The sequence below is a fragment of the Burkholderia sp. D-99 genome, from assembly GCF_011605345.1.
In the GTDB taxonomy this organism is placed as follows: Bacteria; Pseudomonadota; Gammaproteobacteria; order Burkholderiales; family Burkholderiaceae; genus Burkholderia.
Genome location: NZ_JAAOXM010000015.1, coordinates 26,215 through 53,108, shown reverse-complemented (window position 1 = coordinate 53,108; position 26,894 = coordinate 26,215). Strand labels below are relative to the sequence as shown.

General features: G+C 67.5%; 23 protein-coding genes and 1 other RNA gene. 9 read left to right on the top strand and 15 right to left on the bottom strand.

The window, feature by feature from the left end; genetic code table 11:
* Positions 1–75: 75 nt before the first annotated feature.
* On the bottom strand, positions 76–5,334 hold the full coding sequence (locus HAV18_RS34315; protein WP_166964796.1) for an autotransporter outer membrane beta-barrel domain-containing protein: 5,259 nt from the start codon (positions 5,332–5,334) through the stop codon (positions 76–78).
* Between the two features lie 643 nt (positions 5,335–5,977).
* Positions 5,978–6,886 carry a class II glutamine amidotransferase gene (locus HAV18_RS34310; RefSeq protein WP_166964794.1) on the bottom strand — a complete coding sequence of 303 codons (909 nt, stop codon included), beginning with the start codon at positions 6,884–6,886 and terminating at the stop codon, positions 5,978–5,980.
* A gap of 206 nt (positions 6,887–7,092) precedes the next feature.
* Here HAV18_RS34310 and pyrC point away from each other — a divergent pair, with 206 nt between their 5' ends.
* The 3 genes from pyrC (at position 7,093) to rnpB (ending at position 9,468) form a co-directional block, all read left to right on the top strand.
* Positions 7,093–8,157 (top strand): dihydroorotase, encoded by a 1,065-nt coding sequence (pyrC, locus tag HAV18_RS34305; RefSeq protein ID WP_166964792.1) that lies wholly within the window; start codon positions 7,093–7,095, stop codon positions 8,155–8,157.
* Positions 8,154–9,044 (top strand): DUF3025 domain-containing protein, encoded by an 891-nt coding sequence (locus HAV18_RS34300; RefSeq protein WP_407062449.1) that lies wholly within the window; start codon positions 8,154–8,156, stop codon positions 9,042–9,044. Before pyrC ends, HAV18_RS34300 begins: the two co-directional genes overlap by 4 nt.
* A 12-nt stretch (positions 9,045–9,056) precedes the next feature.
* Positions 9,057–9,468, top strand: an RNA gene (gene rnpB / locus HAV18_RS34295) — RNase P RNA component class A.
* Between the two features lie 70 nt (positions 9,469–9,538).
* Here rnpB and HAV18_RS34290 read toward each other — a convergent pair.
* Positions 9,539–10,003 carry an OsmC family protein gene (locus HAV18_RS34290; protein WP_166964790.1) on the bottom strand — a complete coding sequence of 155 codons (465 nt, stop codon included), beginning with the start codon at positions 10,001–10,003 and terminating at the stop codon, positions 9,539–9,541.
* A 409-nt stretch (positions 10,004–10,412) separates the two neighbouring features.
* A complete protein-coding gene (locus HAV18_RS34285) occupies positions 10,413–10,718 on the bottom strand; it encodes a DUF1090 family protein (RefSeq protein WP_166964788.1) in 306 nt (101 codons plus the stop codon).
* Between the two features lie 311 nt (positions 10,719–11,029).
* On the opposite strand from HAV18_RS34285, the gene rplM reads away from it, so the two are divergent.
* The 3 genes from rplM to erpA all read left to right on the top strand — a co-directional run bounded on the left by rplM (position 11,030) and on the right by erpA (position 12,451).
* Positions 11,030–11,458 carry a 50S ribosomal protein L13 gene (gene rplM / locus HAV18_RS34280; RefSeq protein WP_041490553.1) on the top strand — a complete coding sequence of 143 codons (429 nt, stop codon included), beginning with the start codon at positions 11,030–11,032 and terminating at the stop codon, positions 11,456–11,458.
* Between the two features lie 10 nt (positions 11,459–11,468).
* On the top strand, positions 11,469–11,861 hold the full coding sequence (rpsI, locus tag HAV18_RS34275; protein ID WP_006476904.1) for a 30S ribosomal protein S9: 393 nt from the start codon (positions 11,469–11,471) through the stop codon (positions 11,859–11,861).
* A 218-nt stretch (positions 11,862–12,079) separates the two neighbouring features.
* Complete coding sequence (gene erpA, locus HAV18_RS34270) at positions 12,080–12,451, top strand: iron-sulfur cluster insertion protein ErpA (RefSeq protein WP_011350956.1); 372 nt, start codon at positions 12,080–12,082, stop codon at positions 12,449–12,451.
* 106 nt (positions 12,452–12,557) lie between these two features.
* On the opposite strand, the gene HAV18_RS34265 is transcribed toward erpA, so the two are convergent.
* Complete coding sequence (locus HAV18_RS34265) at positions 12,558–13,706, bottom strand: anhydro-N-acetylmuramic acid kinase (protein WP_166964786.1); 1,149 nt, start codon at positions 13,704–13,706, stop codon at positions 12,558–12,560.
* 142 nt (positions 13,707–13,848) lie between these two features.
* Between HAV18_RS34265 and tyrS the strand changes: the two genes are divergently transcribed.
* Genes tyrS through HAV18_RS34250 form a run of 3 tightly spaced genes read left to right on the top strand, consistent with a single transcriptional unit; the run spans position 13,849 to position 16,231 of the window.
* On the top strand, positions 13,849–15,090 hold the full coding sequence (tyrS, locus tag HAV18_RS34260; RefSeq protein ID WP_166964784.1) for a tyrosine--tRNA ligase: 1,242 nt from the start codon (positions 13,849–13,851) through the stop codon (positions 15,088–15,090).
* The gene (dtd, locus tag HAV18_RS34255) at positions 15,087–15,545 is read left to right on the top strand and encodes a D-aminoacyl-tRNA deacylase (RefSeq protein WP_166964782.1); all 459 of its coding nucleotides are present in this window, start codon (positions 15,087–15,089) and stop codon (positions 15,543–15,545) included. The genes tyrS and dtd overlap by 4 nt, the downstream gene beginning before the upstream one ends.
* A 23-nt stretch (positions 15,546–15,568) precedes the next feature.
* Entirely contained in the window at positions 15,569–16,231 is a 663-nt protein-coding gene (locus HAV18_RS34250; RefSeq protein ID WP_166964780.1) for a histidine phosphatase family protein, read from the top strand.
* Between the two features lie 67 nt (positions 16,232–16,298).
* Here the strand turns inward: HAV18_RS34250 and HAV18_RS34245 are convergent, their stop codons facing one another.
* The 10 genes from HAV18_RS34245 to HAV18_RS34200 form a co-directional block, all read right to left on the bottom strand.
* Positions 16,299–17,426 carry a ParB/Srx family N-terminal domain-containing protein gene (locus tag HAV18_RS34245; RefSeq protein ID WP_166964778.1) on the bottom strand — a complete coding sequence of 376 codons (1,128 nt, stop codon included), beginning with the start codon at positions 17,424–17,426 and terminating at the stop codon, positions 16,299–16,301.
* Positions 17,427–17,578: 152 nt separating this feature from the next.
* Positions 17,579–18,532, bottom strand: a complete 954-nt coding sequence (locus tag HAV18_RS34240) for an oxygenase MpaB family protein (protein WP_166964776.1) — start codon at positions 18,530–18,532, stop codon at positions 17,579–17,581.
* Between the two features lie 24 nt (positions 18,533–18,556).
* A complete protein-coding gene (ruvB, locus tag HAV18_RS34235) occupies positions 18,557–19,627 on the bottom strand; it encodes a Holliday junction branch migration DNA helicase RuvB (protein ID WP_166964774.1) in 1,071 nt (356 codons plus the stop codon).
* A 108-nt stretch (positions 19,628–19,735) separates the two neighbouring features.
* Positions 19,736–20,317: a Holliday junction branch migration protein RuvA gene (gene ruvA, locus HAV18_RS34230; RefSeq protein ID WP_166964772.1), complete on the bottom strand. Its 582-nt coding sequence runs from the start codon at positions 20,315–20,317 to the stop codon at positions 19,736–19,738.
* Positions 20,318–20,481: 164 nt separating this feature from the next.
* On the bottom strand, positions 20,482–21,024 hold the full coding sequence (ruvC, locus tag HAV18_RS34225) for a crossover junction endodeoxyribonuclease RuvC (protein WP_085041738.1): 543 nt from the start codon (positions 21,022–21,024) through the stop codon (positions 20,482–20,484).
* 151 nt (positions 21,025–21,175) lie between these two features.
* A complete protein-coding gene (gene purH, locus HAV18_RS34220) occupies positions 21,176–22,741 on the bottom strand; it encodes a bifunctional phosphoribosylaminoimidazolecarboxamide formyltransferase/IMP cyclohydrolase (protein ID WP_166964770.1) in 1,566 nt (521 codons plus the stop codon).
* A gap of 44 nt (positions 22,742–22,785) precedes the next feature.
* A complete protein-coding gene (locus HAV18_RS34215; RefSeq protein WP_006476892.1) occupies positions 22,786–23,019 on the bottom strand; it encodes a Fis family transcriptional regulator in 234 nt (77 codons plus the stop codon).
* A complete protein-coding gene (gene dusB / locus HAV18_RS34210; RefSeq protein WP_166964768.1) occupies positions 23,016–24,083 on the bottom strand; it encodes a tRNA dihydrouridine synthase DusB in 1,068 nt (355 codons plus the stop codon). Before dusB ends, HAV18_RS34215 begins: the two co-directional genes overlap by 4 nt.
* 124 nt (positions 24,084–24,207) lie before the next feature.
* Entirely contained in the window at positions 24,208–25,395 is a 1,188-nt protein-coding gene (locus HAV18_RS34205) for a UbiH/UbiF/VisC/COQ6 family ubiquinone biosynthesis hydroxylase (RefSeq protein WP_166964766.1), read from the bottom strand.
* A gap of 40 nt (positions 25,396–25,435) precedes the next feature.
* Positions 25,436–26,821 carry an aminopeptidase P N-terminal domain-containing protein gene (locus tag HAV18_RS34200; RefSeq protein ID WP_166964764.1) on the bottom strand — a complete coding sequence of 462 codons (1,386 nt, stop codon included), beginning with the start codon at positions 26,819–26,821 and terminating at the stop codon, positions 25,436–25,438.
* Positions 26,822–26,894: the final 73 nt, after the last annotated feature.

Genomic DNA, 26,894 nt, shown 5'->3' with positions numbered 1-26,894 from the left:
GCTTCACGCGCGTCGATGCAAAAACCGCCCGGCCGAGCGCCGGGCGGTTTTTTTTTCGTCCGTTGGCCGCGGACGTTACCAGCTGTAGCGGTAGCCGACCTGCCCGACGATGCCGCGCCGATAGTCGCCGCCGATGTTGCGCGCGATCTTCGCGTTCGCGTACAGCTCGCCCGACTTGCCGAAACCCGCGGTCACGCCGACGCCGAGCTCGTACCACGTGCGGCCGAGATGCGTCGCGAACGGCGTGCCGCCGACGACGGTCTGGCCCGGCGACAGGAAGTCGTGCAGCACGTCGGCCGTGAAGTACGGCGTGGCAGCGCCGCCGCCCGAATCCGACTGGAGGTTCGGCCGGAAGATGCGCACGCCGACGCGGCCGCGCAGCGCGTTTGTCGTCGTGCCCGATACGGCCGACACGTTGTCGTTGAACCCGTTCAGCTTCAGGTACTGATACATCAGCTGCGCCTGCGGCTCGATCGCGACCGGCAGGCTGCCGATCGCGAAGGGCTTGCCGGCTTCCTGCGACAGCGCGATGCCGAAGCCGTTCTGCGACGCTTCGTTGCCGTAGCTGTCGCGATAGCGGTTGCCGTAGTGCGTGACCTGCCCGACGCTGTCGAAGTACGTGCCGTCGGACAGGTACTTCGTCCAGTAGCCGCCGACGCTCTGCGCGTGCATCTCGACCGAGCCTGTCGACGTCGACAGGTTGGCCGTATCCGCGCGCGCCATGTCGCTGAAGCTCGCGTTCGACACGCCGATGCTGGCCGTCACGCCCGCATGCGTGCTGCCGCCGCCGTTTGGCGCCTGGTCGAGTGTCCAGTCCTTGCCGAACTGCGCGAAGAACGTACGCTCGTCGGCCGCGAAGCGGCCCGCGTTTGCATCGAGGCTCTGGCCGCCGATGCGCCCCCATAAGCCGTCGCGATTGCCGGGCTGCTGCTTCTCGACGTTGTAGATGTCGCCGACGCGCTCGTGCAGCTTGCCGAGCGTCGAGAAGCCGTAGTCGGCGTTCAACAGCGGTGTGAGCGCATAGCCGGCGACACCGGGGCGATACGCGAGCGTCCCGCCGTTGCCGTTCCCGCCGCCGTCGCCGCCACCGGACGGGTGGATCGGGTCGCCGGGGTCCGACGGATCGAGTTGCGAGCGCAGGTACCAGCTGTTCGCGTCGCCTTGCCCGCCGCGATAGAGCCGGTATTCGTACGCGCCCGCCTGCACGGGCCCTGCGAGCTGGAATGCCGATGCGGTGGTCGTGCCGCCGTTGGTCGTGACGACCACCGGAATCCCGTCGCCCTTCGTCTGCGCGCCGGTGCCGGCCGTGTTGGCGATCTTCAGGCCCGTCGTGCCGCTCGCGGTGCCGCCGTTCACGATCACCCGATCGGTCGGCGATGCGTCTGCGCCGAGGAACGTGTTGAGCGCGATCGTGCCGCCGTTGCCGACGTAGCTGCCGGTCGTGAGCGTCTTGTAGCTGCCCGCGAGCGTCGGCGAACCGGTCGGTGCGGCGAATGCGACCAGGCCCGCGTTGTTCAGGCTGCTCAGCACGGAGCTGCCCGTCATGCGCCACGTGCTGGTGGGGTCGACGGTCAGTGCGACCGGGTCGATCTTGCCGGTCAGTGTCGTGCCGTTCGCGAGGAGCACGTTGCCGGTGCTCGATGCGTCGGAGGCGATGTCGCCGGCCAGGTTCACGGCCGATGCGGTGAAGGTGGTGTTGCTGCCGTTCGACAGGTCGAGCAGCGTGCCGTTGCCGGCCGTCACGACCGTGCCGTTGCGCACGGCGATGTCGGCCGTGCCGCCGCGCGCGGCGAAGGCCGGGCCGGTGGCGGACGTGACGCTGCCGCCGTCGACGAGCACCGAACTCGTCGCGCCGTTTGCGAGCGTATCGGAGGTCAGCACGCCGGCCGTCGCGCCCTTGAGCATCGTGCCGGTCAACGCGAGCACGCTGCCGCTGTCGGCGGTCGCGCCGTTGCCGGCGGCGCTGGCGATCGTCGAGCCCGTATCGCCGATGCGGCCGCCGTTCTGCGCGACGAGGCCGTCGGCCGCCGTGCCGGCCGCGGTGATTTTCGCGCCCGACAGCAGCGCGGTCGCGCCGCCGTTCGTCACGATCGCGGCCGAACCCGAGCCGCTCGTTGCGATGGTCGTGCCGTTGGCCGTCAAGGTCGAGCCCGTGCCGGAGACGAACGCACCGCGCGCGTTGCTGCCGGCCGTCCGGATGGTCGTCGCCGCGTCCATCCCGATCGTCGCACCGGCGCCCGTCGACGACAGGCCGTCGGCGCCACTGCCGGTCGTGCCGATCTGCGTGCCGGACAGTGCGATCGTCGCGTTCGTCCCCTGGTTGTCGATCCCCTTGCCCGAGCCACCGACCGCGATAGAAGTCGCACCAGCCGCGAGCCCGCCGCCCGTCACAGTCGAGTCGATCAGCACACCGTCGGCGCTGCCGTTCGCGATCACGGTGCCGGTGCCCGACAGTGCGACCGATGCGCCGGCGCCCGTCAGGTGGACGCCCGCGATGCCGTCGTCGGCTTCGATCGAACCCGTGTTGGCGAGCGTCGCCGAAGCGCCCTGCACGAGCGCGCCGGTGCCGTCGGATACGCGGATCGTCGACGCGTTGTTCACCGTGCCGAGCGTGCCGACCACGACCCCTGTCGAACCGGCGCCCGTCAGCAGCACCGTGTCGCGGTTCTCGAGTGTGCCAAGGTTCTGCGCGACGAAGCCCGTCACGCCGCCAGTCGATGACGTGACGGCGGCGTTGTTGGTGAGCGTCGTCGCGACCGGTGCGCCGGCATTCGCGCCGGTGAGGTCGTGCGCCTGGCCGTCGACGACACCCGCGATCGCGCCGGCCGCGTTCAGGTTGATCGTCGCGCCCGCGTCGATCGTGCCTTGCGCGCCGCCTTCGACCGCGATCGCGATGCCGTTCGCGCCGTTGATGTTGTAGATCGCATTGCCGGTCGACAGCACGGTGCCGGCGTCGGTCGCGAGCACGCCGTGCGCGCGCTGGCCGTTGACGTCGGTCGTCAGGGTGCCGGCCGCCGACGCGCCCGTGTACGTCGCGCCGCCCGCGACGCGGAACAGCGTCGAATTGTCGGTGTCGACGCTGAGGTGCTGCGCGGCGACGTTGATCTTCGAGCCCGCGCCATATGCGTAGAAGCCGATCTGGTTGGTGCCCGACATGAAGGCGGGCACGGCATTGGCGCCGACGTCGATCGTCGCGCCCGAGCGCGCGTGCACGCCGATCGCGCCGGTGCCCGTCAGGTTGAGCTCGCCGTCGAGCGTGGCTTTCGCGAGCGGCCCCTCGGCCCACACGCCGTAGTTGCGCGTGCCCGATGCGGGATCGAGGCCGCCGGCCACGTTGATCGTGCCGGTCGAGGTTGCGGCCGTCGCGGTCGTGCCGGTCCCGACGACCATGATGCCGATGCCGTTGACGCCGTTCAGCGTGATGGTGCCGGTGTTGGTCACGGTCGCGGCCGTGTTGGCCGCGAGCATGCCGACGTTGGCGAGCGGCGTGCCGGACGCCGCGCCGTTGACGACGATCGCGCCCGCGTTGGTCAGCGTACCGGATGACGAGCCGATGCTCGCCAGCGCGGCGCCGTTCTGCGTCTGCGAGCCGATCACGATCGTGCCGAGGTTGCTCGCGGTGCCCGATGCGCCGAGCAGGATGCCGTACGCGTGCGCGGACAGCGCGACGTCGTTTGCGGCTTCCGGTGCGCCGGCATCGTACTGGGCCGCGCGGCCGAGGTAGATCGTGCCGCCGGCTTCGTTCGTGAAGCTGCCGCCGGCGACGAGGCCGCCGATCACCTGGCTGTCGAGCGTCGTCGCGTTGACGCCGACGTTGATCGTGCCGGCGTTCGATGCGCTCGCGCCGTCGGTCGCGGCCACCGCGTAGTTCTGCAGGTCGAGCCGGTTGCGGATGAGATCCCACGCGCCGACGTTCATCACGCCGTTGTTGACGAACGTGGTGCCTGCGCCGTTTGCGTACACGCCGCTGCCTTCGACGACCGTGTCGAGCCCGAAGTTGTCGGGCTGCGCGGTGCTCGTGTTGACGTTGTCGCCGGACGTATAGCCGGATGAAATCGCGCCGTTGTTGACGCCGCTCGCGCCGCTCAGCAGGCGCACCAGCGTAAAGTCGCCCGACAGGCGCCCGTCGTTGATGAAGTGCGCACCGTTCTCCGCGACGACGGCAGCGCTCGCGTCGATCGTGTTGGAGCCGCGGAAGTCGATCTGGCCGTCCTTGCCGATGTGCAGCGTCGCGTTTGCGCCCGTGCCGTGCATCGCGGTCGGGTAGTTCCTGGGCAGCGCGTTCTTGTCGTCCGGCGACACGTTGTTCGCATACTCGAAGGTTTGCGTGGCGAACGTCACGGCCTGGCCGAACGCATTGTCGTAGGCTGCCTGCGAGCCGAGTGCGCCGTTCTGGACCGAATGCACGAGAAAGTTGTTGTACGCGGCCAGCGACGCGGCGTCGGTGACGGTCCACCTGCTGCCGTCGAACGCGGTGAAGGTGCCCGCGTAGGTCGGCACGTCGAGCTCGACGCTGCCGACGGGGCCGCCGCTCGCGAGATAGTCGCCGGTGATGAACCAGATCTGGTTGCGCGAATTCCAGTTGATGACGCTCGGTGCCGAGCCGGTGCCGTCCGCGTAGGTGAGGTCGGTCTGCTTGGCCGCGATCGTGATCACATTGCCGGCCGCCGCGGGCGCGTTCGCCGGGTTGCCGATCGATACGTCGAGCGTGCCGCCCGAGTTCGCGACCGTACCGATCCGCGTGTTCACGTACTGGTTGCCGTTCACGTCGTGGTAGACCTGCACGATGGTCGAGCCTGCGTTCGACGGGACGAACGCGGACGAATCGTAGGTGGCGACCGACGTGCGGCCGCCCGTGATCGAGTCCGGGGTGCCGACACTTTGCGTCTTGCCGCCGAGCGTCACCAACGGCTGATTCGGGTTGCCCGAAATGATGGACGTGTTGCCGAGCGGCATCGGCGTGTAGCCCATGTCGCCGGTCGCGCCGGTCCAGGCGCCCGTCAGGCTGACCCGGTCGCCGCCCGACACGGTCGTGGCGCCGGCGAGGTCGTCGTTGACGGTGGGGCTGAAGCTGCCGAGCGCACAGGTGCCGCCGCTCGCGACGGCCGCGCCGTTGCCGCACGTCGATGCATACGCGGAGCCGGCCGACAGCACGGCCAGCGCAGCGCCGAGTGCCGCGACGCGAAGCGGTGCTCCACACACTGCCACGTGTGCGGCACAGCGGCCTGCGCCGGACGGGCTGCCCGCACGCTTGCCGCGCGCCCGCGCCGTTTCCGCAGCAGCGACCCAGCAGCCGGTGGTCTCGCTCCATATCGATCGAAATGAATGATTCACGACAAGCCCCTCTCATTTGTTTTGACGTGGCTTTCACCGCGGTGCAGTGAAATCTCGATCCGCGGTGAGGGAATGGCGTGAATGGGTGTGCGGCGGCCGTGGCCGTTTCTCCGCCAATCGCGATTCGTTACACCGAGGATGAGCGGACTCTACTGACCGGGAAGGGGATCGATTGTCGGGAAGCTTACAAATGCGGCAATAGTGCCGCTTTCATTTGGTATTTTCGGATTGTGCGATGAATCGAACTGAAAACCTTTGTGGATAAGGGTTTGGTCGATTCTTGCGTGCGACCTCGTGATCGCCGGATCGGTGGGGTGGCGCACGGTTTACGTCAGGTCGGTGCTTTAGAATGTGGTTTCCGGAATGTCTGCATTTTGATTGAGCGATTTATTCGCTTCTTGTTTCAATCATTTTCCATTGGAAATGAATTGAGTCGGGCGAGTATTGAGAGACGTCGCTTCGATATACCGGAATGTGGCCGGATGAAACTGGGTTGGCACGGGGCGAGCGATATGGCCCGGCGGCAAGCGTCACGGTATCGTGTGCGCGAAACAGCCCGCCGCGACCGGGCGTGGCGAGCCAGCGGCATGCCTGCCGAACAGTGACTGGCAGCGGAGAGGAGCAGGTGCTGGCGCGCGTGGGCTCAGAAGTCGAGCGCGTCGTCTGAATCGACGTCGGCGGCGGCAAGCGCCTCGCGTGCGTCGCGCGGCGCCGACGCCGATGCGTCGAGCGCCGGATTGCGCAGCTTCTCGAGCACGCGTTCAGGCACCGGGATCCGCATCCGCGCGGCGACGTCGCCGCACTGGAACATGATCAGTTCGCCCGGCTCGAACGCGGTCCAGACTTCGTTGTCGGTGAGCGGCTGTGTCGCGATCACCGCGACGCGATCCTCGGGCGTCGTATATTTTGCGAAGTCGATCGACAGGTCTTCGTCGACGAGATGTGCGGTCGAGAACGGCCAGCGCCGCACGAGATAGTGCAGCCGCGTCGAGCAATGCGCGAAGAGCGCCTGGCCGTTCGACATCAGGAAGTTGAATACGCCGTGATCGGTGATGCCGCGCGTCAGCTCGCCGACACGCTCGAACAGTTCGGGCAACGGCGGCTGCGCGCCGGGGAACGCTTCGCGCAGCCCCTGCATCAGCACGCAGAACGCCTGTTCGCTGTCGGTCGTGCCGACCGGATGGTAGACGCTGCCGTCCATGTCCGGCGCGTAGTCCTGGAGGTCGCCGTTATGCGCGAAGATCCAGTGCCGGCCCCACAGCTCGCGCATGAACGGATGGCTGTTCTCGAGCAGGATGTGGCCTTGCGTCGCCTTGCGGATGTGCGCGATCGTGTTCTTGGACTTGATCGGGTAGCGCTTCACCATTTCGGCGATCGGCGACGTGGCCGATGCCTGGTGATCGATGAACAGGCGGCAGGCCTTGTCTTCGAAGAACGCGATACCCCAGCCGTCGGCATGGTGATCGGTGAGCCCACCCCGGGCCGCGAAACCTGTGAAGGAGAATGTGACGTCCGTCGGCGCGGCGCAGTTCATTCCTAAGAGTTGGCACATTTTACTTGGGGCGGCAGGCTGAAGCGGCGGGGTAACGAACCGGGCGAACCCCGGTACAATGCGGCTTCTAGCATATCACCGAGCCCTGAGCGGTAAAAAGCGGATTCCGCTGGCCAAAGGCCCCGTGTTGCGGTTTGCCGTCAGTCGGCCCGCGCACGCGTGTTCCGGCCCCGCCGACGGCAAGCACGTTCCTCACGACGCCTCCTATGACTGCCTCGAACGCTTCCTCCCCGGCGACGCTCTCGCTCGCCCGTCCCGACGACTGGCACCTGCACCTGCGAGACGGCGACATGCTGGCCGCCGTGCTGCCGCACACCGCGCGCCAGTTCGGCCGCGCGATCGTCATGCCGAACCTGAAGCCGCCGGTGACGACCACCGCGCAGGCGCAGGCCTATCGCGAGCGGATCCTCGCCGCGCTGCCGGCCGGGATGACGTTCGAGCCGCTGATGACGCTGTACCTGACCGACAACACGCCGCCCGACGAGATCCGCCGCGCGCGCGAAAGCGGCTTCGTGCACGGCGTGAAGCTGTATCCGGCAGGCGCTACGACGAATTCCGACCACGGCGTCACCGATCTCGCGAAGTGCGCGAAGACGCTCGAGGCGATGCAGGAAACCGGCATGCCGCTGCTCGTGCACGGCGAAGTGACCGATGCGTCGATCGACCTGTTCGACCGCGAGAAGGTTTTCATCGACCGCGTGATGACGCCGCTGCGCCGCGATTTCCCGGGCCTGAAGGTCGTGTTCGAACACATCACGACGAAGGACGCGGCCGACTACGTGCGCGAAGCCGATGCGGCGCCCGGCCTGCTCGGCGCGACCATCACCGCGCATCACCTGCTGTACAACCGCAATGCGCTGTTCGTCGGCGGGATTCGCCCGCATTACTACTGCCTGCCCGTGCTGAAGCGCGAGACGCATCGCGTGGCGCTGGTCGAGGCTGCGACGTCGGGCAATCCGCGCTTCTTCCTCGGCACCGACAGCGCGCCGCATGCGCGCGACGCGAAGGAAACCGCGTGCGGCTGCGCAGGCTGCTACACGGCGCTGCACGCGCTCGAACTGTACGCGGAAGCGTTCGACACGGCCGGTGCGCTCGACAAGCTGGAAGGCTTCGCGAGCTTCTTCGGCGCCGATTTCTACGGGCTGCCGCGCAGCGCCGAGACGGTCACGCTGCGTCGCGAGGCATGGGAGCTGCCGCGCGAGATCTTCGCGGGCGATACGCCTGTCGTGCCGCTGCGCGGCGGCGAGATGATCGGCTGGAAACTGGCGTGACCTTCGCGCCGCCGCGCGAACCCGGCCATATGGCCGGCAGCGGGGCGGCGGATTTTGCGCGGATCGACTGGTCCGTGCCGTGGCTCGCGCCCTACGCGGAGCCCGGCCGCGTTGCACAGGCGGCGGCAAGGGCGGGCGAGGCCGCGCTGCTTGGCGCGCTGAACGGCGCGTTGAGCGACACCGGGCCCGACGGCCCGCGCATCAGCGGCCGCGGCCGGCCGCTGCGATTCGAGCCGCAGGCCGCGTTGCCGCCCGGCGTGGCGTACGAGACCCATATCGCGGAGACGGGCGGCGTCCCGACCCGCCACAATCTGCACGACTTCTTCAACGCGCTCGTCTGGTTCGCGTATCCGCGCATCAAGGCCGCACTGAATGCGCGCCAGGCCGCGGCGATCGACGAGGCGGGCGGTGTCGGCCCCGTACGCGGCACGTTGCGCGATGCGCTCACGCTGTTCGACGAGAACGCCGCGCTGTTCGTGACGGCCGACCGCGCGCTCGCCGCCGCGCTGCGCCGATTCGACTGGCCGCGGCTGCTGGTTGCCGCGCGCGATGCGTGGGGCACGCGCTGCGAGGCGCGGCTCGTCGGCCATGCGCTGCTCGAGAAGCTCGTCGCGCCCTACAAGTCCTGCACCGCGCACACGTGGATCGTCGAAGTGAGCGCGGACTATTTTTCATGGCCCGACGTGCAACGCACCGCGCATGTCGACGCACGTGTGGCCGCGGAACTCGCGACGCGCGCGCTGACGAGCCGCGATTTCGCGCCGCTCCCGGTGCTCGGCGTGCCGGGCTGGTGCGATGCGAATGCCGAGGCCGCGTTCTACGACGATCCGGACGTGTTTCGCAGTGGCCGGCGCTCGCGTGCTGCCGACAGCGGCGCGCAGTGCTAGAATGCGCGTCGCAAAGCAGGCCAGGCAGTCGCGGCCTCGCCGCCTTCGGGCGCGCGGGGGCGAGGAAAGTCCGGACTCCACAGGGCAGGGTGATGGCTAACGGCCATCCGTGGCGACACGCGGAACAGGGCAACAGAAAGCAAACCGCCGATGGCCCGGCGCAAGCCGGGATCAGGTAAGGGTGAAACGGTGCGGTAAGAGCGCACCGCGGCGACGGCGACGTTCGCCGGCACGGTAACCTCCACCCGGAGCAATTCCAAGTAGGCAGGCGCGCATTTTCGGATGCAGGACGGGGCCCCCGTCTCGTCTGCGGGTAGGAAGCTTGAGCGCGTCAGCAATGGCGCGCCTAGAGGAATGGCTGCCACGCGTTGCGGGCTTCGGCGCGCAGTGTGCACAGAATCCGGCTTATCGGCCTGCTTTGCGGTACGAATACGAAAGGGCCGGCGGCTCCCAACGGAGCGCCGGCCCTTTTTTCATGTGCACTTGCCGCGCGTTCAGCCGGCGACGATGTCGAACGAATGCGTGAGTTCGGCTGTCTTCGCGATCATGATCGACGCGGAGCAATACTTGTCGTGCGACAGGTTGATCGCGCGCTCGACGGTGGCCGGGTTCAGGTTGCGGCCGGTGACGGTGAAGTGGAAGTGCACTTTCGTGAACACCTTCGGGTCTTCGCTCGCGCGTTCGGCCTTCAGCGTGACCGAGCAGCCGCTGACTTCCTGGCGGCTCTTCTTCAGGATCAGCACGACGTCATACGCCGTGCAGCCGCCGGTGCCGAGCAGCACCATCTCCATCGGGCGCGGCGCGAGGTTGTGGCCGCCGCCTTCGGGCGCACCATCCATCGTGACGAGGTGGCCGCTGCCGGTCTCGGCCGAAAACGCCATGCCGTCCTGACCCATCCAGCTTACTTTGCATTCCATGCTTGCACTCCCGCGTTGCCTGATTCGGATTCGATCCGGCATTGTAGCCCGCAGCGCAACGGTCGGCTGATGCGGTGCACGACGCGCAATGCAGGCGCCGCCCGGGCGGCGCGCCGGACGGCCAATTTCCCTCCGGACTTAGGGGTTTTACTCTAGCCGAGGGCGGTTCCCGATCGTGCCTGTCGGGATCAGATGCTTGATTTCAAAGAGAAAATCGACTATTCAAACGTGCCGCCATAAATTTCACATAATGGTGTTTGATTTCGTAATGCAAATTTTCTTGTGAAGTCGGCGACGCGTTCGTATAATGAGCCTCATTGGTTGTCGCGCTGCGGCAACCTCCGAATGTCTCCTCCACCTCCTCCTATGGTGGATTAAGCCCGAACCAGCCGTTCGGGCTTTTTTTCGTCCCATGCAAACATCGGCGCGCGGTTTGCGCGCCCCGACAGGGTCACGCGGGCTGCCTGGCGGCCGGCTGCGATGCCGCGTCGAGCGGTGTGCCGCGCGAGCGCGCGTCAGGCGCCGGCGCGTGGACGGCCGACGCATGGCCGTGCCCGCGTGCGCAGAAGTGGCGGACGCGTTCGCGCACCGCGCGCAGGCGGGCGACGCGATCCTCGGCATGGGCGGCGCGGGCTTCGGCAAGGCGTGTATCGAGTGCATCGAGCTTGGCTTCGCAGTCGGCGCGGGCGGCGACGGCAGGTGCCGCGGCGGCCAGCAATGCGGCCGCAAGGATGGGCGTAAGTCGTTGATTCATCATGCTAGTTTGTTGTTTTCCGTATTCGGCCGGTCTGGCGCGGCAAGGTCACGTGCCGCGCGTCGATGGGTGCCTCCCCGGGCGCTCGGTTCGCCTGGCTTGTCGGGGCACGACCGGATTTTGGCCCATTTCGGCCGCCGTGCGCAGGGGAAGTGGATTCCCTTTGACCGCCTTGCCGTATTTCCTTTATAATTCAGGGCTTTTCCGCATTCATGCCCACGGAAAAAGAACAGGGAGAGCCTGCACCGCGCCTCGAAGCGCACATAGACAAGCAGGACGAATACTTCGGGCAAAGCATTTTTTTTGGATCGATCATGAAGACGTTTTCCGCAAAAGCCCATGAGGTGACGCGCGAATGGTACGTGATTGACGCGACGGATAAGGTTCTCGGCCGTGTTGCCAGCGAAGTGGCACGCCGTCTGCGCGGCAAGCACAAGCCTGAGTTCACTCCGCACGTCGACACCGGTGATTTCATCATCATCGTCAACGCGAGCAAGTTGAAAGTCACGGGCAACAAGACGCTGGACAAGAAGTACTACCGTCACTCGGGCTACCCGGGCGGTATCTATGAAACGACGTTCGGCAAGATGCAAGAACGCTTCCCGGGCCGTGCGCTCGAGAAGGCGGTCAAGGGCATGCTGCCGAAGGGCCCGCTCGGCTACGCGATGATCAAGAAGCTGAAGGTCTACGCAGAAGCGACGCATCCGCACTCGGCTCAACAGCCGAAGGCGCTCGAGATCTAAGGGGACCCACATGATCGGTAACTGGAACTACGGTACGGGCCGCCGCAAGAGCGCAGTCGCACGTGTCTTCATCAAGGCTGGCAAGGGCGATATCATCGTCAACGGCAAGCCCATCGCTGACTACTTCTCGCGCGAAACGTCGCTGATGATCGTGCGTCAACCGCTGGAACTCACGAACCACGGCCAGACGTTCGACATCAAGGTGAACGTCAATGGCGGCGGTGAAACGGGCCAGGCAGGCGCAGTGCGCCACGGCATCACCCGTGCACTGATCGACTACGACGCAACGCTGAAGCCGTCGCTGTCGAGCGCTGGTTTCGTCACGCGCGATGCGCGTGAAGTCGAGCGTAAGAAGGTTGGTCTGCGCAAGGCACGTCGCGCAAAGCAGTTCTCGAAGCGTTAATTTCGCTTCATGGCCTCGCCGCTCCCGGGCGGCGTCCGCCGGAAAAACCGCCAGCTTTCGCGCTGGCGGTTTTTTTATGTCCGTTTCCAGGCGCGTGCTGCCGCGGCCCGCGCGTGCGTGCTTGATGAATTCGACAAGAACCTATTGATTTCATGGACTTCAGCACGATCTTCTGATCGGCCCTACAATAGCGGCTAAAGCTTTTTGGAGAGTTCGCAATGAACGCTGTTACCGAATCCGCAGCAACGACGGCCGAAATGCCGGTTCCGTTCGTCTTCACCGACGCCGCGGCCGACAAGGTCAAGCAACTGATCGACGAAGAGGGCAATCCCGACCTGAAGCTGCGCGTGTTCGTGCAGGGCGGCGGCTGCTCCGGCTTCCAGTACGGCTTCACGTTCGACGAGGAAGTCAACGAGGACGACACCGTGATGAACAAGAACGGTGTCCAGCTCCTGATCGACTCGATGAGCTACCAGTACCTGGTCGGCGCCGAGATCGACTACAAGGACGACCTCAACGGCGCCCAGTTCGTGATCAAGAACCCGAACGCGAGCACCACCTGCGGGTGCGGCTCGTCGTTCTCGGTCTGAGCGCACGACAGGTCCACACCGGTTCGCCGGAAAGAAAAACGGGGCTTCATGCCCCGTTTTTTATGCCCGTTTGCCATGCGGCGCCCGCCGCGCGGCAGGTATCGCGTCAGCGCGGATAGAGCGCGCCGAGCACGCGGTTGCCGGCCGCGCCGGTGACCGTCGCGAGATTGCCGGGCTGGCGCGCGGTGAAACGGTACGCGAGCCACGCGAACGCGAGTGCCTCGACCTGCTGAGGCGGCACGCCAAGCGCAGCCGTCGTATCGACCGTGGCCGTCACGCCAGCCTCGGCCAGCGCGTGCCGGAGCGCGTCGAGCAGCACCGGATTGCGGGCGCCGCCGCCGCATACAAACACGGCCTTGCAGCCCGCTGCGTGCCGTGCGATCTCGCGCGCGACCGAAACGGCGGTGAGCGCGGTGAGGGTCGCCTGCACATCCTGCGGCGCGACTTGTGCAAACGTCGCGAGCTTCGCGTCGAGCCAGGCGGGATTGAACAGGTCGCGCCCGGTGCTTTTCGGCGGCAGTGCGGCGAAATACGGCTCGTCGAGCAGCGCGTCGAGCAGCGGTGCGTGGACGGTGCCACGCGCGGCGAACTTGCCGCCGTCGTCGTACGGCTTGCCCAGATGGCGGGTCGCCCATTCGTCGAGCAGCGCGTTCGCGGGGCCGCAGTCGAACCCGCGCACGTCACCGCCTTCGCCGGGCAGGATTGTGATGTTGCTGATCCCGCCGAGATTGCAGACGACGCGCGTCTCGCCCGGTGCGCCGAACACCGTTGCGTGGAAGGCCGGCGCGAGCGGTGCCCCGTGGCCGCCTGCCGCGACATCGCGGCTGCGAAAATCGGCGATCACGTCGACCTGGGTCAGCTCGGCGAGCAGCGCCGGGTTGTTGAGCTGCCGCGTATAGCCGCGCTCGGGGCGATGGCGTACGGTCTGGCCGTGCACGCCGATCGCGCGAATCTCGTCGCGCGACAGCCCGGCCGTGCGCTGCAATTCGTGGCAGCACACCGCGTAGCGCGCGACCAGCGCGTTCGCGGCGAGCGATTCGCGGTCGATCTCGTCGTCACCGGGCTGTTGCAGCGCGAACAATGCGTCGCGCAGTGATTGTGCGAAGCCGACGAACGCTTCCGCGAGCACGACCGGCGCCTTGCCGGCCTCGAAACGCACGGCGACGCCATCGACGCCGTCCATGCTGGTTCCCGACATCAGCCCGAAGTAGATGCCGTCGGCCGGATGGGCGTTTTGCGGCTGTCGTTGCGGCACGTTGGGTTCTCCTGGATCGTGCGGCGCGAGCCGGTGCCGCGCGCCTTGCGCCCGATTATCCGCGCAACGCGACGCGCCGTTAAGCGATGGGCGCGCAAGTTATGGGAAAATCCCTGTTTTTGCGACATTCTTCCTGGCACCGATGAGCACCGAACCCAGTTCCAAGCCCGTTTTCCCGATCACTGACGAAGTCCGGCATGCGCTCGCCGTCACGAAGCGCGGCGTCGACGAGCTGCTGGTCGAGGAAGAGTTCGCGCAGAAGCTCGCGCGCAGCGCGGCGACGGGCACGCCGCTTCGCATCAAGCTCGGCCTCGACCCGACCGCACCCGACATCCACATCGGCCATACGGTCGTGCTGAACAAGATGCGTCAGCTTCAGGACCTCGGCCACACGGTGATCTTCCTGATCGGCGACTTCACGTCGCTGATCGGCGATCCGTCGGGCCGCAACGCGACGCGCCCGCCGCTCACGCGCGAGCAGATCGAGTCGAACGCGAAGACCTACTTCGAACAAGCCGCGCTCGTGCTCGATCGCGACAAGACCGAAATCCGCTACAACAGCGAATGGTCGATGCCGCTCGGCGCGGACGGGATGATCAAGCTTGCGTCGCGCTACACGGTCGCGCGGATCCTCGAGCGCGAGGATTTCACGAAGCGCTTCCAGGGCGGCGTGCCGATCTCGATCCACGAATTCCTGTACCCGCTGATGCAGGGCTACGATTCGGTCGCGCTGAACGCCGACCTCGAGCTCGGCGGCACCGACCAGAAGTTCAACCTGCTGGTCGGCCGCGAACTGCAGAAGCAGTACGGCCAGGAACAGCAGTGCATTCTCACGATGCCGCTGCTTGAAGGCCTCGACGGCGTCGAGAAGATGTCGAAGTCGAAGGGCAACTATGTCGGCATCAGCGAGCAGCCGACCGACATGTTCGGCAAGCTGATGAGCATCTCGGACACGCTGATGTGGCGTTACTTCGAGTTGCTGTCGTTCCGCAGCATGGACGAGATCGCCGGCTTCAAGCGCGAGGCCGAAGGCGGCCGCAACCCGCGCGACTTCAAGGTGCTGCTCGCGCAGGAAATCGTCGCGCGGTTCCACTCGCAGGCCGACGCCGAGCGTGCGCTCGAGGACTTCAACCACCGCGCGAAGGGCGGCGTGCCGGACGACATTCCGTCGGTCACGCTCGCGGGCGCGCCGCTCGCGATCGGCCAACTGCTGAAGCAGGCCGGCCTCGTGCCGTCGACGAGCGAAGCGCTGCGCAACATCGAGCAGGGCGGCGTGAAGATCGATGGTGCGACCGTGTCGGACAAGGGCCTGAAGGTCGAGGCCGGCGAGTTCGTCGTGCAGGTCGGCAAGCGCCGCTTCGCGCGTGTCACGCTGACCGCATGATCGCGCTGATCCAGCGCGTGAAGCGCGCCGACGTGCGCGTCGGCGACCGCACGACGGGCGAGATCGGCGCGGGCCTGCTCGCGCTCGTCTGCGCGGAGCGCGGCGACACCGACGCGGCGGCCGACAAACTGGTCGCGAAAATGCTCGGCTACCGTGTGTTCAGCGACGCCGCCGGCAAGATGAACCTGCCGGTGTCGAATATCGACGGTGAAGGCCGCGCAGGCGGCCTGCTGCTCGTGTCGCAGTTCACGCTGGCGGCCGATACCAACAGCGGGCTGCGTCCGAGCTTCACGCCGGCCGCGCCGCCCGACGAAGGTGCGCGGCTGTTCGACTATTTTGTCGCGGCAGCGCGTGCGCGCCATCCGGTCGTCGAGACGGGCGAGTTCGGCGCCGACATGCAGGTTTCGCTCGTCAACGACGGCCCCGTGACATTCTGGCTGCAAGTGCGGCCCTGATTCTTCCCCGGAGACGCGCCGCGATGGCCACCACGCAGATTCTTTTCATCCGCCATGGCGAGACGGCCTGGAATCGCATCAAGCGCATCCAGGGTCATATCGACATTCCGCTGGCCGACACGGGGCTCGCGCAGGCGCAAAAGCTGGCCGCGCGGCTCGCACGCGACGCGCGTGACGGTGCGCGGATCGACGCGGTCTATTCGAGCGACCTGATGCGCGCGCAACAGACCGCGCAGCCCTTCGCCGATGCGCTCGGGTTGCCGCTGCTGCTGCGGGAAGGGCTGCGCGAACGCTCGTACGGCGCATTCCAGGGGCACGACAGCACCGAGATCGAGGTGCTGTTTCCGGACGCATACGCGGTGTGGCAGACGCGCGATCCGGGCTTCGCGCCGGAAGGCGGCGAGTCGCAGCGTGAGTTCTATCATCGTGTGCTGCATGCGCTCGAGCCGATCGTGGCCGCGCACCCGGGCGGCCGGATCGCGTGTGTCGCGCACGGCGGCGTGCTCGACAGCGTGTACCGGTTTGCGAACGGCATTGAACTCTCGGCGCCGCGCAATTATCAACTGCTCAACACGAGCATCAACGTCGTCGACTACGTGGATGGCCGCGCGCAGGTCGTGCAGTGGGCCGACGTATCGCACCTGGATGCCGCAAGCGACGACGACGGGTACCGAAAGGTGCTCTGAGCCAGCGGGCCCCGTCCGGCATGGCCGGCCGGGCTCCCTTCCTGCGTTCCGGTGTGGTGCTGGCTGCTTACTGCGGTAGCGCGTGGCGCGTCTTGTAGTCGAGCGCGTACGCGATCTTGCCGGGCTTGTCCGCCGCGATCGGCTGGCGCAGCTTGTCGAATTCCCCCTTGTTGTATTTCTTCCCTCCGTTGATCGCGTCCGCGCGCCCGAGGTCGGCGCCCGTCTTGCCGTCGATCACGGGATCCGTGGCCGCGACCATGCGCGTCGATGCATTCCAGACCGCATTCAGATAGCCCGTGTCGGCCTTCGCCGGATCGGGGTCGGTTGCGCCGGCGCGCGTCAGGTCATAGCCGGCGAGCGAGAACGTGCCCGGTTGCGCGCGCAGCCAGTCGGCCCAGTAGAACTCGAGGTAGTCGGTGGCTTGTGCGGGCTTGCTGTAGGCGATGTCGCGCGTGAAATAGACGAGCGAGCGGTAGCGGTCGTTCGTCATCCCGAGTTTCAGGCCGAGCCCGGTCGGCAGCTGGGCGCTCGTGATCGGCTTGCCTTCACCGTTCTTGAGGCGCAGATAGCCGCGGTTCTGCATCTGCTGCCAGAACGCGTCGCCCGAGTAGTTGCTGAGGTTGTCCTTGACGACGACGTGCACGTGCAGCGCCGGGCCGCCGTCGGGCGTCTCGTAGTAGGTCGACAGGCCGTGGTGGCCGTCGGTCAGGTACAGCGCATCGCCGTTCGGGCCGATCACGACCGGGTTCAGCACCGAGCGGTCGCGGGCGTTTGCGTCGGTCGTCGTGCACATGTAGCTCGCGGGCTCGCGCAGCACCGACTTGGCCGTGTAGCCAGCCGAAGCGATGCCACCCAGGCCTTCGTCCGCGCAGAAGTCGTCGAATTTCTTGTCGGGCTGCAGTTCGTAGCGGCCGAGCTTGTAGTAGATCTGGTCATAGCCGATTGCACCTTGCGTCGGATGGAGGTCGCCGAGCGTCACGTCGATCAGGTCGCCCGCACGGGCGGCCTTCCACTTGCCCGGTTGCGGCGTGACGGTGGCGGGCGGCGTCGGGGCAGGCGTGGTCGGGGTGCCGCCGGACGGCGTTTGCGCGTCCGAACGCGCGACGGCGGCGACATCGTCACCTCCGCAGGCGCTGAGGGCGAAGACGGCGGACAGGCTGGCGGCAAGGGCAAAACGGATCGGCAGGCGTGGCATCGCGGGCATCGGGTGTCGGTCGGGTTGGCGGGACACCGCGCGGGTCACGGGCAGGCGGGACGTACGGCGCATGCGACCGTGCGCGGGTGCAAGCCCGTCAGCTTGTCACAGGTATTTGACAGTAAATTGAAATGATAGGAGGAAGCGAATCGTCAGGCTGGCGGAGTGCCGTCGGGCGGTGTTGCCGTGGCGCGGCGGCGCGCACGCTTTGACGCGCCGTTTACGAGCGCCCAGCGCAGCACGGGTGCGACGACCCATATTCCGGGCCGGACCACCGCGCGTCGCAGCGGCGCGAACGCCGACACACCGAGCATGCGCTGCGCCCACGGGGGCAGCAGGTCGATCCCGGCATGCATCACCAGCGACGCGGCCGGCCGCAGCGCGGGCTTCGCGACCGGCACGTTCAGCAGGATGGACATCACGTCGAAGGTACGCGGCCCGGCCTCGAGTTCGGGCTGCATGCGCGCGAGATACGCGGCCACCTCGGCACGCGAACGGGGAACCTCGTGTGCGCCGAGCAGTTCGGCGATCAATGCGGTTTCGGCGTAGTAGCGGTCCTGCAACTCGCCCGGCAGGGCCGGATTCACGTAGCGCAGATGCGCGGCGAGGAAACTCGACACTTCCGCGACATGCACCCAGGTCAGCAACGCCGGATCGTCGGCGCGGTACGGCCGGCCGTCCGGCGCGGTGCCCGATATGTGCGCGTGGATCGATTTCACGCGCTCGATCAGCGCGAGTGCGTCCGCGCGACTACCGAACGTCGTACCGGTGATGAACGTGGCGGTGCGCCGCAAGCGGCCCAGGATGTCGGTGCGGAACGACGAGTGATCCCAGACGCCCGCGAGGGCGAGCGGATGGAGCGCCTGCAGCAGCAGCGCGGCGATGCCGCCCGTCATCATCGACGTGAAGTCGGCATGCACGCGCCAGCAGACGGCGTCGGGGCCGAACAGCCCCGGGTCTCCCGGCGGAGAGGAGAGGTCGAGCGACGGGCCGCCGCCGCCCGCCGTCAGGTGCGTGACGCCGGCCACGAGCCGCTTGCGGATCGGCTCGGCCCAGCGCGGGCCCGGTGCGGGTGCGGCGGGGTGGCGGCTGGGCGGCGTCGTCATGGCGGGTGCGGCTCGGGCGACGGGTTACTTCCCGTCGGGGGTATCCCACTCGCCGCGTTCGGTGCGGCCGGTGTCGGGCACGGAAAGCCCGAAGTGGCGATACGTGAGCAGCGTCGCGACGCGCCCGCGCGGCGTGCGCTGCAGGAAGCCCTGCTGGATCAGGTACGGTTCGAGTACGTCCTCGATCGTGTCGCGCTCTTCGCCGATCGCCGCCGCGAGGTTGTCGATACCGACCGGGCCGCCGTCGAACTTGTACAGGATCGCCTCGAGCAGCTTGCGGTCCATCAGGTCGAAGCCGACCGGATCGACGTCGAGCATCGCGAGCGCGGCATCGGCGACGGCCGCGGTGATCTGGCCATCGGCCTTCACTTCCGCGAAGTCGCGCACGCGGCGCAGCAGCCGGTTTGCAATCCGCGGCGTGCCGCGCGCGCGCTTCGCGATTTCCAGCGCACCGTTCGGATCGATCTGCGCGTTCAGCAACGACGCCGAGCGCCGCACGATGCGCGACAACTGCTCGGCGTCGTAGAACTCCAGGCGCGCGACGATCCCGAAACGATCGCGCAGCGGGTTGGTCAGCATCCCGGCGCGGGTGGTGGCGCCGACCAGCGTGAACGGCTGCAGGTCGAGCTTCACGCTGCGCGCGGCCGGGCCTTCGCCGATCATGATGTCGATCTGGTAATCCTCGAGTGCCGGATACAGGATTTCCTCGACGACCGGCGACAGCCGGTGAATTTCGTCGATGAACAGCACGTCGTTCGCCTCGAGGTTCGTCAGCAGCGCGGCGAGATCGCCCGCGCGTTCGAGCACGGGGCCCGATGTCTGGCGCAGGTTCACGCCCATCTCCCGCGCGATGATGTGCGCGAGTGTCGTCTTGCCGAGGCCCGGCGGCCCGAACAGCAGCACGTGGTCGAGCGGTTCGGAGCGGCGCTTGGCGGCTTCGATGAAGATCTCGAGCTGGCCGCGCACCTTTTCCTGGCCGACGTAGTCGTCGAGCTGGCGCGGCCGCAGCGCACGTTCGAACACCTCCTCGTGCGACGAGGTGGGCGTGGCGGCGATGATCCGCTGCTCGGTGGCGAGTTTGTCGGTTTCAATCATGCGGCCATTGTACCGCGCGACGCGTTCCGGCCCACCTGGCCGAACGGCCGACTGGCGCGCGGTGCGGCGCCGCGCGACACTGGTTTCAACAGCCGGATTGAACGCGCGTTACACCTTCGACAACGCCTTCAGCGCGAGCTTGATGCCTTCGGATACACCGGTGCCGGCCGGCACGTTCTTGATCGCGGCAAGGCCTTCCTTTTCGGAATAGCCGAGCGCAAGCAGCGCGTTGAGGATGTCGGTCGCGTGGTCGGACGGCGACGCGGCGCCGGCGAGCGCACCGAGATCGGCGCCGAGTTTGCCCTTCAGTTCGAGCAGCAGGCGTTCGGCCGTCTTCTTGCCGATGCCGGGCAGGCGCGTGAGGCGCGCGGCGTCCTGCATCGTCACGGCCTGCGCGAGTTCCTGCACGCTCATGCCGGACAGCACGGCGAGCGCCATGCGCGCGCCGATGCCGGTGATCTTCAGCAGCTCGCGGAAGGTCGTGCGCTCCTGCGGCGTGAGGAAGCCGTACAGCAGGTGCGCGTCCTCGCGGACGATCTGCTGCGTGAGCAGCACGACGCGTTCACTCGTTTGCGGCAGGTTGTAGAAGGTGCTCATCGGCACGTCGATTTCGTAGCCGACGCCGTTGCAGTCGACGAGCAGATGAGGCGGGTTCTTTTCGAGCAGGATGCCGGCGATGCGACCGATCATGGAGGACGGGATGCGAGGAATAAAGCGCGAGTGTAGCGCACGTGCGGCGCAATGCCGACGGGATCGGCCGTCAGGCCGGGGCAATGGCTGTGGTGGGCGTGCCGCGTGCGGTCGAATCGGTCAACACGCCCGATGCGGTGCACCGCACACCGGCACGCGCGGTGTCAGCCGACCAGCCGCCCGCGCCGCACGCGCAGCCCTTTCTTCGCGAGCGCGGGCGCGAGGCCGCCGAGCGTGCTGAGCGTGTTGCCGCCGTGCGCGTGGCAGATCGCCATGCCGAGCGCGTCGGCCGCGTCGGAGCCCGGTTGGCCGGAGAGATTGAGCAGCCGCGTGACCATTTCCTGCATCTGCGTCTTGGTCGCGCGGCCGTAGCCGACCACCGCCTGCTTGAGCTGCAGCGCCGTGTATTCGGCGACGGGCAGGCCGCCCGCGACGAGGCCGCAGATCGCGGCGCCGCGCGCCTGGCCGAGCAGCAGCGTCGACTGCGGGTTCACGTTGACGAATACCTTTTCGATCGCGGCTTGATCGGGTGCGTGCTCGCGCACGATGGTCGAGACGCCCTGGAAGATCGTGCCGAGCCGGGTGGCCAGGTCGGCGGTCGGCGTGCGGATCACGCCGCTCGCGACATAGGCGAGCCGGTGGCCGCTGACGTCGATGATGCCGAAGCCGGTGACGCGCAGGCCGGGGTCGATGCCGAGAATTCGCATGAGTGAGGAGAGAAACCTGATGCAGCGATACTACAACGAATGGTGCGGTGCGCCGGCCGCACGTTCGCGTACGAGGGCGTCGCGCAATAAAAAACCCGGCGGGTGCGACGCCGCCGGGTTGTCGTGCCGCGGCCGCGCGGGCCGCATGCGATCAGTGACGGAAGTGGCGCACGCCCGTCAGGATCATCGCGATGCCGTGCTCGTCGGCTGCCGCGATCACTTCGTCGTCGCGCATCGAGCCGCCCGGATGGATCACGCAGGTCGCGCCGGCTGCCACGACGACGTCGAGGCCGTCACGGAACGGGAAGAACGCATCCGACGCGACGGCCGAACCGGCCAGCGTGAGGCCCGCGTTCTGCGCCTTGATGCTCGCGATGCGCGCGGAATCGACGCGGCTCATCTGGCCTGCGCCGACGCCGAGCGTCATGCCGTTGCCGCAGAACACGATCGCGTTCGACTTCACGTACTTCGCGACGCGCCACGCGAACAGCAGGTCGTCCATTTCCTTCGCGGTCGGCTGGCGCTTCGTGACGACGCGCAGCTCGCTCGGTTGCACGTTCTTCGAATCGAGCGACTGCACGAGCAGGCCGCCGCCCACGCGCTTCAGGTCGAATGCGTTATGGCCGTCGCCCAGTGCGATCTCGAGCAGGCGCACGTTCTGCTTCGCGGCGAACACCTGCTTCGCGGCGTCGGAGAACGACGGTGCGATCAGCACTTCGACGAACTGCTTCGCCACCGCTTGCGCGGCCGCTTCGTCGACTTCGCGGTTGAACGCGATGATGCCGCCGAAGGCCGACGTCGGATCCGTCTGGAACGCCTTCGCGTACGCGTCGGCCGAATCGTTGCCGACCGCGACGCCGCACGGGTTCGCATGCTTGATGATCACGCAGGCCGGCGCGTCGAACGTCTTCACGCATTCCCATGCCGCGTCGGAATCCGCGATGTTGTTGTACGACAGTTCCTTGCCCTGCAGCTGGCGGTAGTTTGCCAGCGCGCCGGCCGGCGTCGCGAGGTCGCGGTAGAACGCGGCGCTCTGGTGCGGGTTCTCGCCGTAGCGCAGGTCCTGCACCTTGTCGAACGCCATGTTCAGCGTGGCCGGGTACGCGCTGCGCGATGCGTGCTTCAGCTCGTCGGTCAGGCTCGTCAGGTAGTTCGTGATCGCGCCGTCGTATTGCGCGGTGTGTGCGAACACCTTCGTCGCGAGGCGGAAGTTGGTCGCGTAACCCACCGCATTGCCGTTCGTCTTCATTTCATCGAGCACGACCGCGTAGTCGGCCGGATCGACGACCACCGTCACGTCGCGGTGGTTCTTCGCGGCCGAGCGCAGCATCGTCGGGCCGCCGATGTCGATGTTCTCGATCGCGTCGGCGAGCGTGCAGTCGTCCTTCGCGATCGTCGCGACGAACGGGTACAGGTTCACGACGAGCAGGTCGATCGTCGGGATGCCGTGCTGTTCCAGCGCCTGCATGTGCTCGGGCAGGTCGCGGCGGGCCAGGATGCCGCCGTGCACCTTCGGGTGGAGCGTCTTCACGCGCCCATCGAGCATTTCCGGGAAGCCCGTGTAATCGGCCACTTCGGTAACGGGCAGGCCGGCGTCGGCGAGCAGTTTCGCGGTGCCGCCCGTCGACAGCAGCTTGACGCCGAGGTCGGACAGCGACTTCGCGAAGTCGACGATGCCGGTCTTGTCGGAAACGGAAATGAGCGCTTGCTTGATCATGATGGAACCACCAATAGCCAGGGAAACGGGGACGGGACGGCCGCCTACAGCAGGCCGTGCTGCTGCAGCTTCTTGCGCAGCGTATTGCGATTGATGCCGAGGTACTCCGCGGCGAGCGACTGGTTGCCGCCTGCCTGTACGAGCACGACCTCGAGCATCGGCTTTTCGACGCAGGACATCACCATTTCATAGACGTCGTGCGGATTGGAGCCGTCTAGATCCCGGAAATACACGTCCAGGCTCTCGCGGACACATTGTTCGATGTTGTGCTTGCTCATGCTGCTAACTGGTTATGGTCGTCCGACTCGCCCTGGCCGTTTTCCTCTTCGTCATCGACGTAGACGAGGTGGTCCGACAGCGCCTTTTGCGCCTCGAAGAATGCATTGACGGCGGCGAGCTGCTCGCGGGAGGAATCGAGCGTGTTCATCCTGTGCCGGAACCCGTTGGCACCGGAAAGGCCGCGAGTGTACCAGCCGATGTGCTTGCGCGCAGTACGGACTCCCGTGAATTCACCATAGAAGGCGTAGTGGTCTTCCAGGTGTTCGTTCATCACGTGCTGGATCTCGTCGATCAACGGCGGGGGCAGCAGCTCGCCGGTTTGCAGGAAATGATCGATTTCGCGGAACAGCCACGGCCGACCTTGCGCGGCACGACCGATCATCAGTGCATCGGCGCCGGTTGCGTCGAGCACGGCCTTCGCCTTCGCGGGCGACGTGATGTCGCCGTTCGCGACCACCGGAATCCGCACCGCCGCCTTCACGGCCGCGATGGTTTCGTATTCGGCGTCGCCGCGGTACAGGTCGGCGCGCGTGCGGCCGTGCACGGTGAGCATCGAAATGCCGGCGGCTTCGGCCAGGCGCGCGACCGTGATCGCGTTCTTGTGCTCGCGATCCCAGCCCGTGCGGATCTTCAGCGTGACGGGCACCGCATCGGGCCCCGTGCCGACCGCCGCGACGACCGCCTCGACGATGCGCTGCACGAGCGGCTCGTTCTGCAGCAGCGCGGAGCCGGCCGCGACGTTGCAGACCTTCTTCGCCGGGCAGCCCATGTTGATGTCGATGATCTGCGCGCCGTTGTCGACGTTGTAGCGGGCCGCTTCGGCCATCATCGCCGGATCGGCGCCCGCGATCTGGACCGCGATCGGCTCCACCTCGCCTTCGTGGTTCGCGCGCCGCATCGTCTTCGCGCTTTTCCACAGCTGCGCGTTGGACGCGACCATCTCGGACACGGCGTAACCGGCCCCCATCCGCTTGCAGAGCTGGCGGAACGGTCGATCCGTCACGCCGGCCATCGGGGCGACGAACAGGTTGTTACGCAATACGTGAGGGCCGATAACGGGCATCGCAATGGCACCGCCCGCGACGGGCGCGGGCAGGGAAAGGGCAGACGGAAACGCGCATTTTACCGTATTCCCATGCCCCGCCGATTTGACCCGGTTTGAGCGGCGCGACTGTGCGCGCCGCGCGTCAGTTGCGCTGGCCGAACATCATCTGGCGCGCGATCGCCTTCTTGAGCGGTGGAACGAACTCGAGCGCGGTGAGCGCGGCGCCGCGCAGCAGCGGGAGCGGGCCCGAGTCGATCGTGAAGAGGCGTGCCAGCGTGTCGGTCGCGCCGATCGTGAAGCGCCGGTCGAGTGCGCGGCGCGCGTTGAAGGTGGCGAGCGCGGTCGCTTCGAAGCCTTGCGCGGACAGCGTGTCGACGAGCGTGTGCGCATCGCGCAGCCCGAGGTTGAGCCCCTGGCCCGCGACGGGGTGCAGGGTTTGCGCGGCATTGCCGACGATCGCGACGCGGCCGTTGACGAGCGTCTGCGCGGCATTCAGGCCGAGCGGGAAAGACGCGCGGCCCGCGATCGCGACGAAGTCGCCCATGCGTTCGCCGAATGCGCTGCCGAGCTCGCGCAGGAACGCGTCGTCCGGCAGCGCGGCGCGGCGCGCCGCTTCGTCGGGCGTGCAGCACCAGACGAGCGCGTACTCGGCCTGGCGCGGCCCGCCGAGCGGCAGCAGTGCGAGCGGGCCTTCGTGCGTGAAGCGTTCCCATGCGACGTTCGGGCGCGGCGCCGATACCGTGACCGTGCCGACGAGCGCGGTCTGTCCGTAGTCGCGGCGATGCTTGGCCGCATCGTCCTGCTGTTCGTGGAACAGCCCGCCTTCGGCATTGATGACGATGCGTGCGCGCAGCGTGCGTTCGCCTTGCGGGCCATCGAGCGTCAGCGTGACGCCGTCGGCATCCTGCTGCGGCGCGCGCGAGGTGGTCGACGTGAGCCAGTCGACGCGGGTGCCGCGCACGGCGCCCGCGAGCGCCTGCACGAGCGAGCCGTAGCGCACGACATAGCCGAGCGCGGCGACGTCGTGCTCGTCGCGGTCGATCAGCGTGCGGCCGAAATGGCCGCGCTGCGATACGTGGATATGTTCGATCGGTGTCGCGTCGGAGGGCCACGCGAGTGTGTCGAGCAACACGCGGCTGCCGTGCGATACGGCGATTGCGCGCGGATCGTTTGCGCTCGCGGCCGGTTCACGCGCATCGATCAGCGCGATCGATGCGTGTTGCGTGGCGCTGCGGCGCGCGAGCCAGCCGGCGATCGCGAGCCCGACGGGGCCCGCGCCGACGATGGCGAGGTCGTAGTCCGGCGTGGCCGGGGAGGAAGCGGTCGTCATCTTGATTCGTGAAACGGAGGTAACGGTCGGCGGCAGCCGGTCATGCGAGCGAGCGCATCAGCGCTTCGATCTCGTCGGCCGCGACGGGCACGCCGCGCGTGATCAGCTCGCAGCCCTGCTCGCGCACGATCGCGTCGTCCTCGATACGGATGCCGATGTTCCAGTACTCGGGCGGCACGTCGTCGGCTGCGCGCACGTACAGGCCGGGTTCGACCGTCAGCGTCATGCCGGCCTTCAGCGTGCGCCACGGCAGCGCGCCGTTGCCGTCGCGCTCGGCGAGCCGTTCGCGGTAGTCGCCGCAATCGTGCACGTCCATGCCGATCCAGTGGCCGGTACGGTGCATGTAGAAGCGCGTGTACGCACGCTCGGCGATCACGTCGTCGACGTTCGAGAAGCGCGTTTTCGGGATGATGCCGGTGTCGAGCAGCCCCTGCGCGAGCACGCGCACGGCGGCGTCGTGCGGCGCCTCGAACGGCACGCCGGCGCGCGTCGCATCGATTGCGGCCTCCTGGGCGGCGAGCACGATGTCGTACAGCGTGCGCTGCGCGGGCGAGAAGCGCCCGTTGGCCGGGAACGTGCGCGTGATGTCCGACGCGTAGCCGTCGAGTTCGCACGCGGCGTCGATCAGGATCAGGTCGCCGTCCTTCGCGGTTGCGTTGCCGGCCGGGTAGTGCAGCACGCACGCATTCGCGCCGGCCGCGACGATCGAGCCGTACGCGGGCGATTGCGCACCGTGCTTGCGGAACACATACAGCAGCTCGGCCTCGAGTTCGTATTCGCGCATGCCGGGGCGGCACGCCTGCATCGCGCGGCGGTGTGCGAGCGCGGAAATGTGCGCGGCGCGCATCATGATCGCCAGCTCGTGCTCGTCCTTCACGAGCCGCATGTCGTCGACGAGCGGCGTGAGGTCGAGCATCGCGTCCGGCGCGGCGACGCCCGTGCGTGCCAGTGCGCGCACCGCATCGATCCAGCCCGCGAGCTGGCGCTCGAAGTCGGCCGATGCGCCGAACCGGTAGTGCACGGTGCCCGAGTCGGCGAGCAGGCGCGGCATCTCGGTATCGATCACGTCGACCGCGAACGCCGCGTCGAAGCCGAACGCGTCGCGCGCGGCTTCGGGCCCGTAATGGAAGCCTTCCCAGATCTCGCGGTCGGCATTCTTGCCGCGGCAGAACAGGATCGACTCCGGCGCGCCGTGCGGCGCGGCCGCGTTCAGCACGAGCACGGCATCCGGCTCGGTGAAGCCCGTCAGGTAGTGGAAGTAGCTGTCGAACCGGTACGGGTACGTCGTATCGCGGTTGCGCAGCAGTTCCGGCGCGGTGGGAACGATGGCGACGCCGCCGCCGGCGGCACGCAGTGCGGCAAGCACGCGTTCACGGCGCTGGCGGTAGACGTCGACGGCGATGGCGGTATCGAGGGGCGCATTCATCGTGCGATTGTAGCGCCGCGGGGCGCCGCGCGTGAGAGAGGGGCGGGAAGCCGCGCCGGGAGGCCCGCGCGGA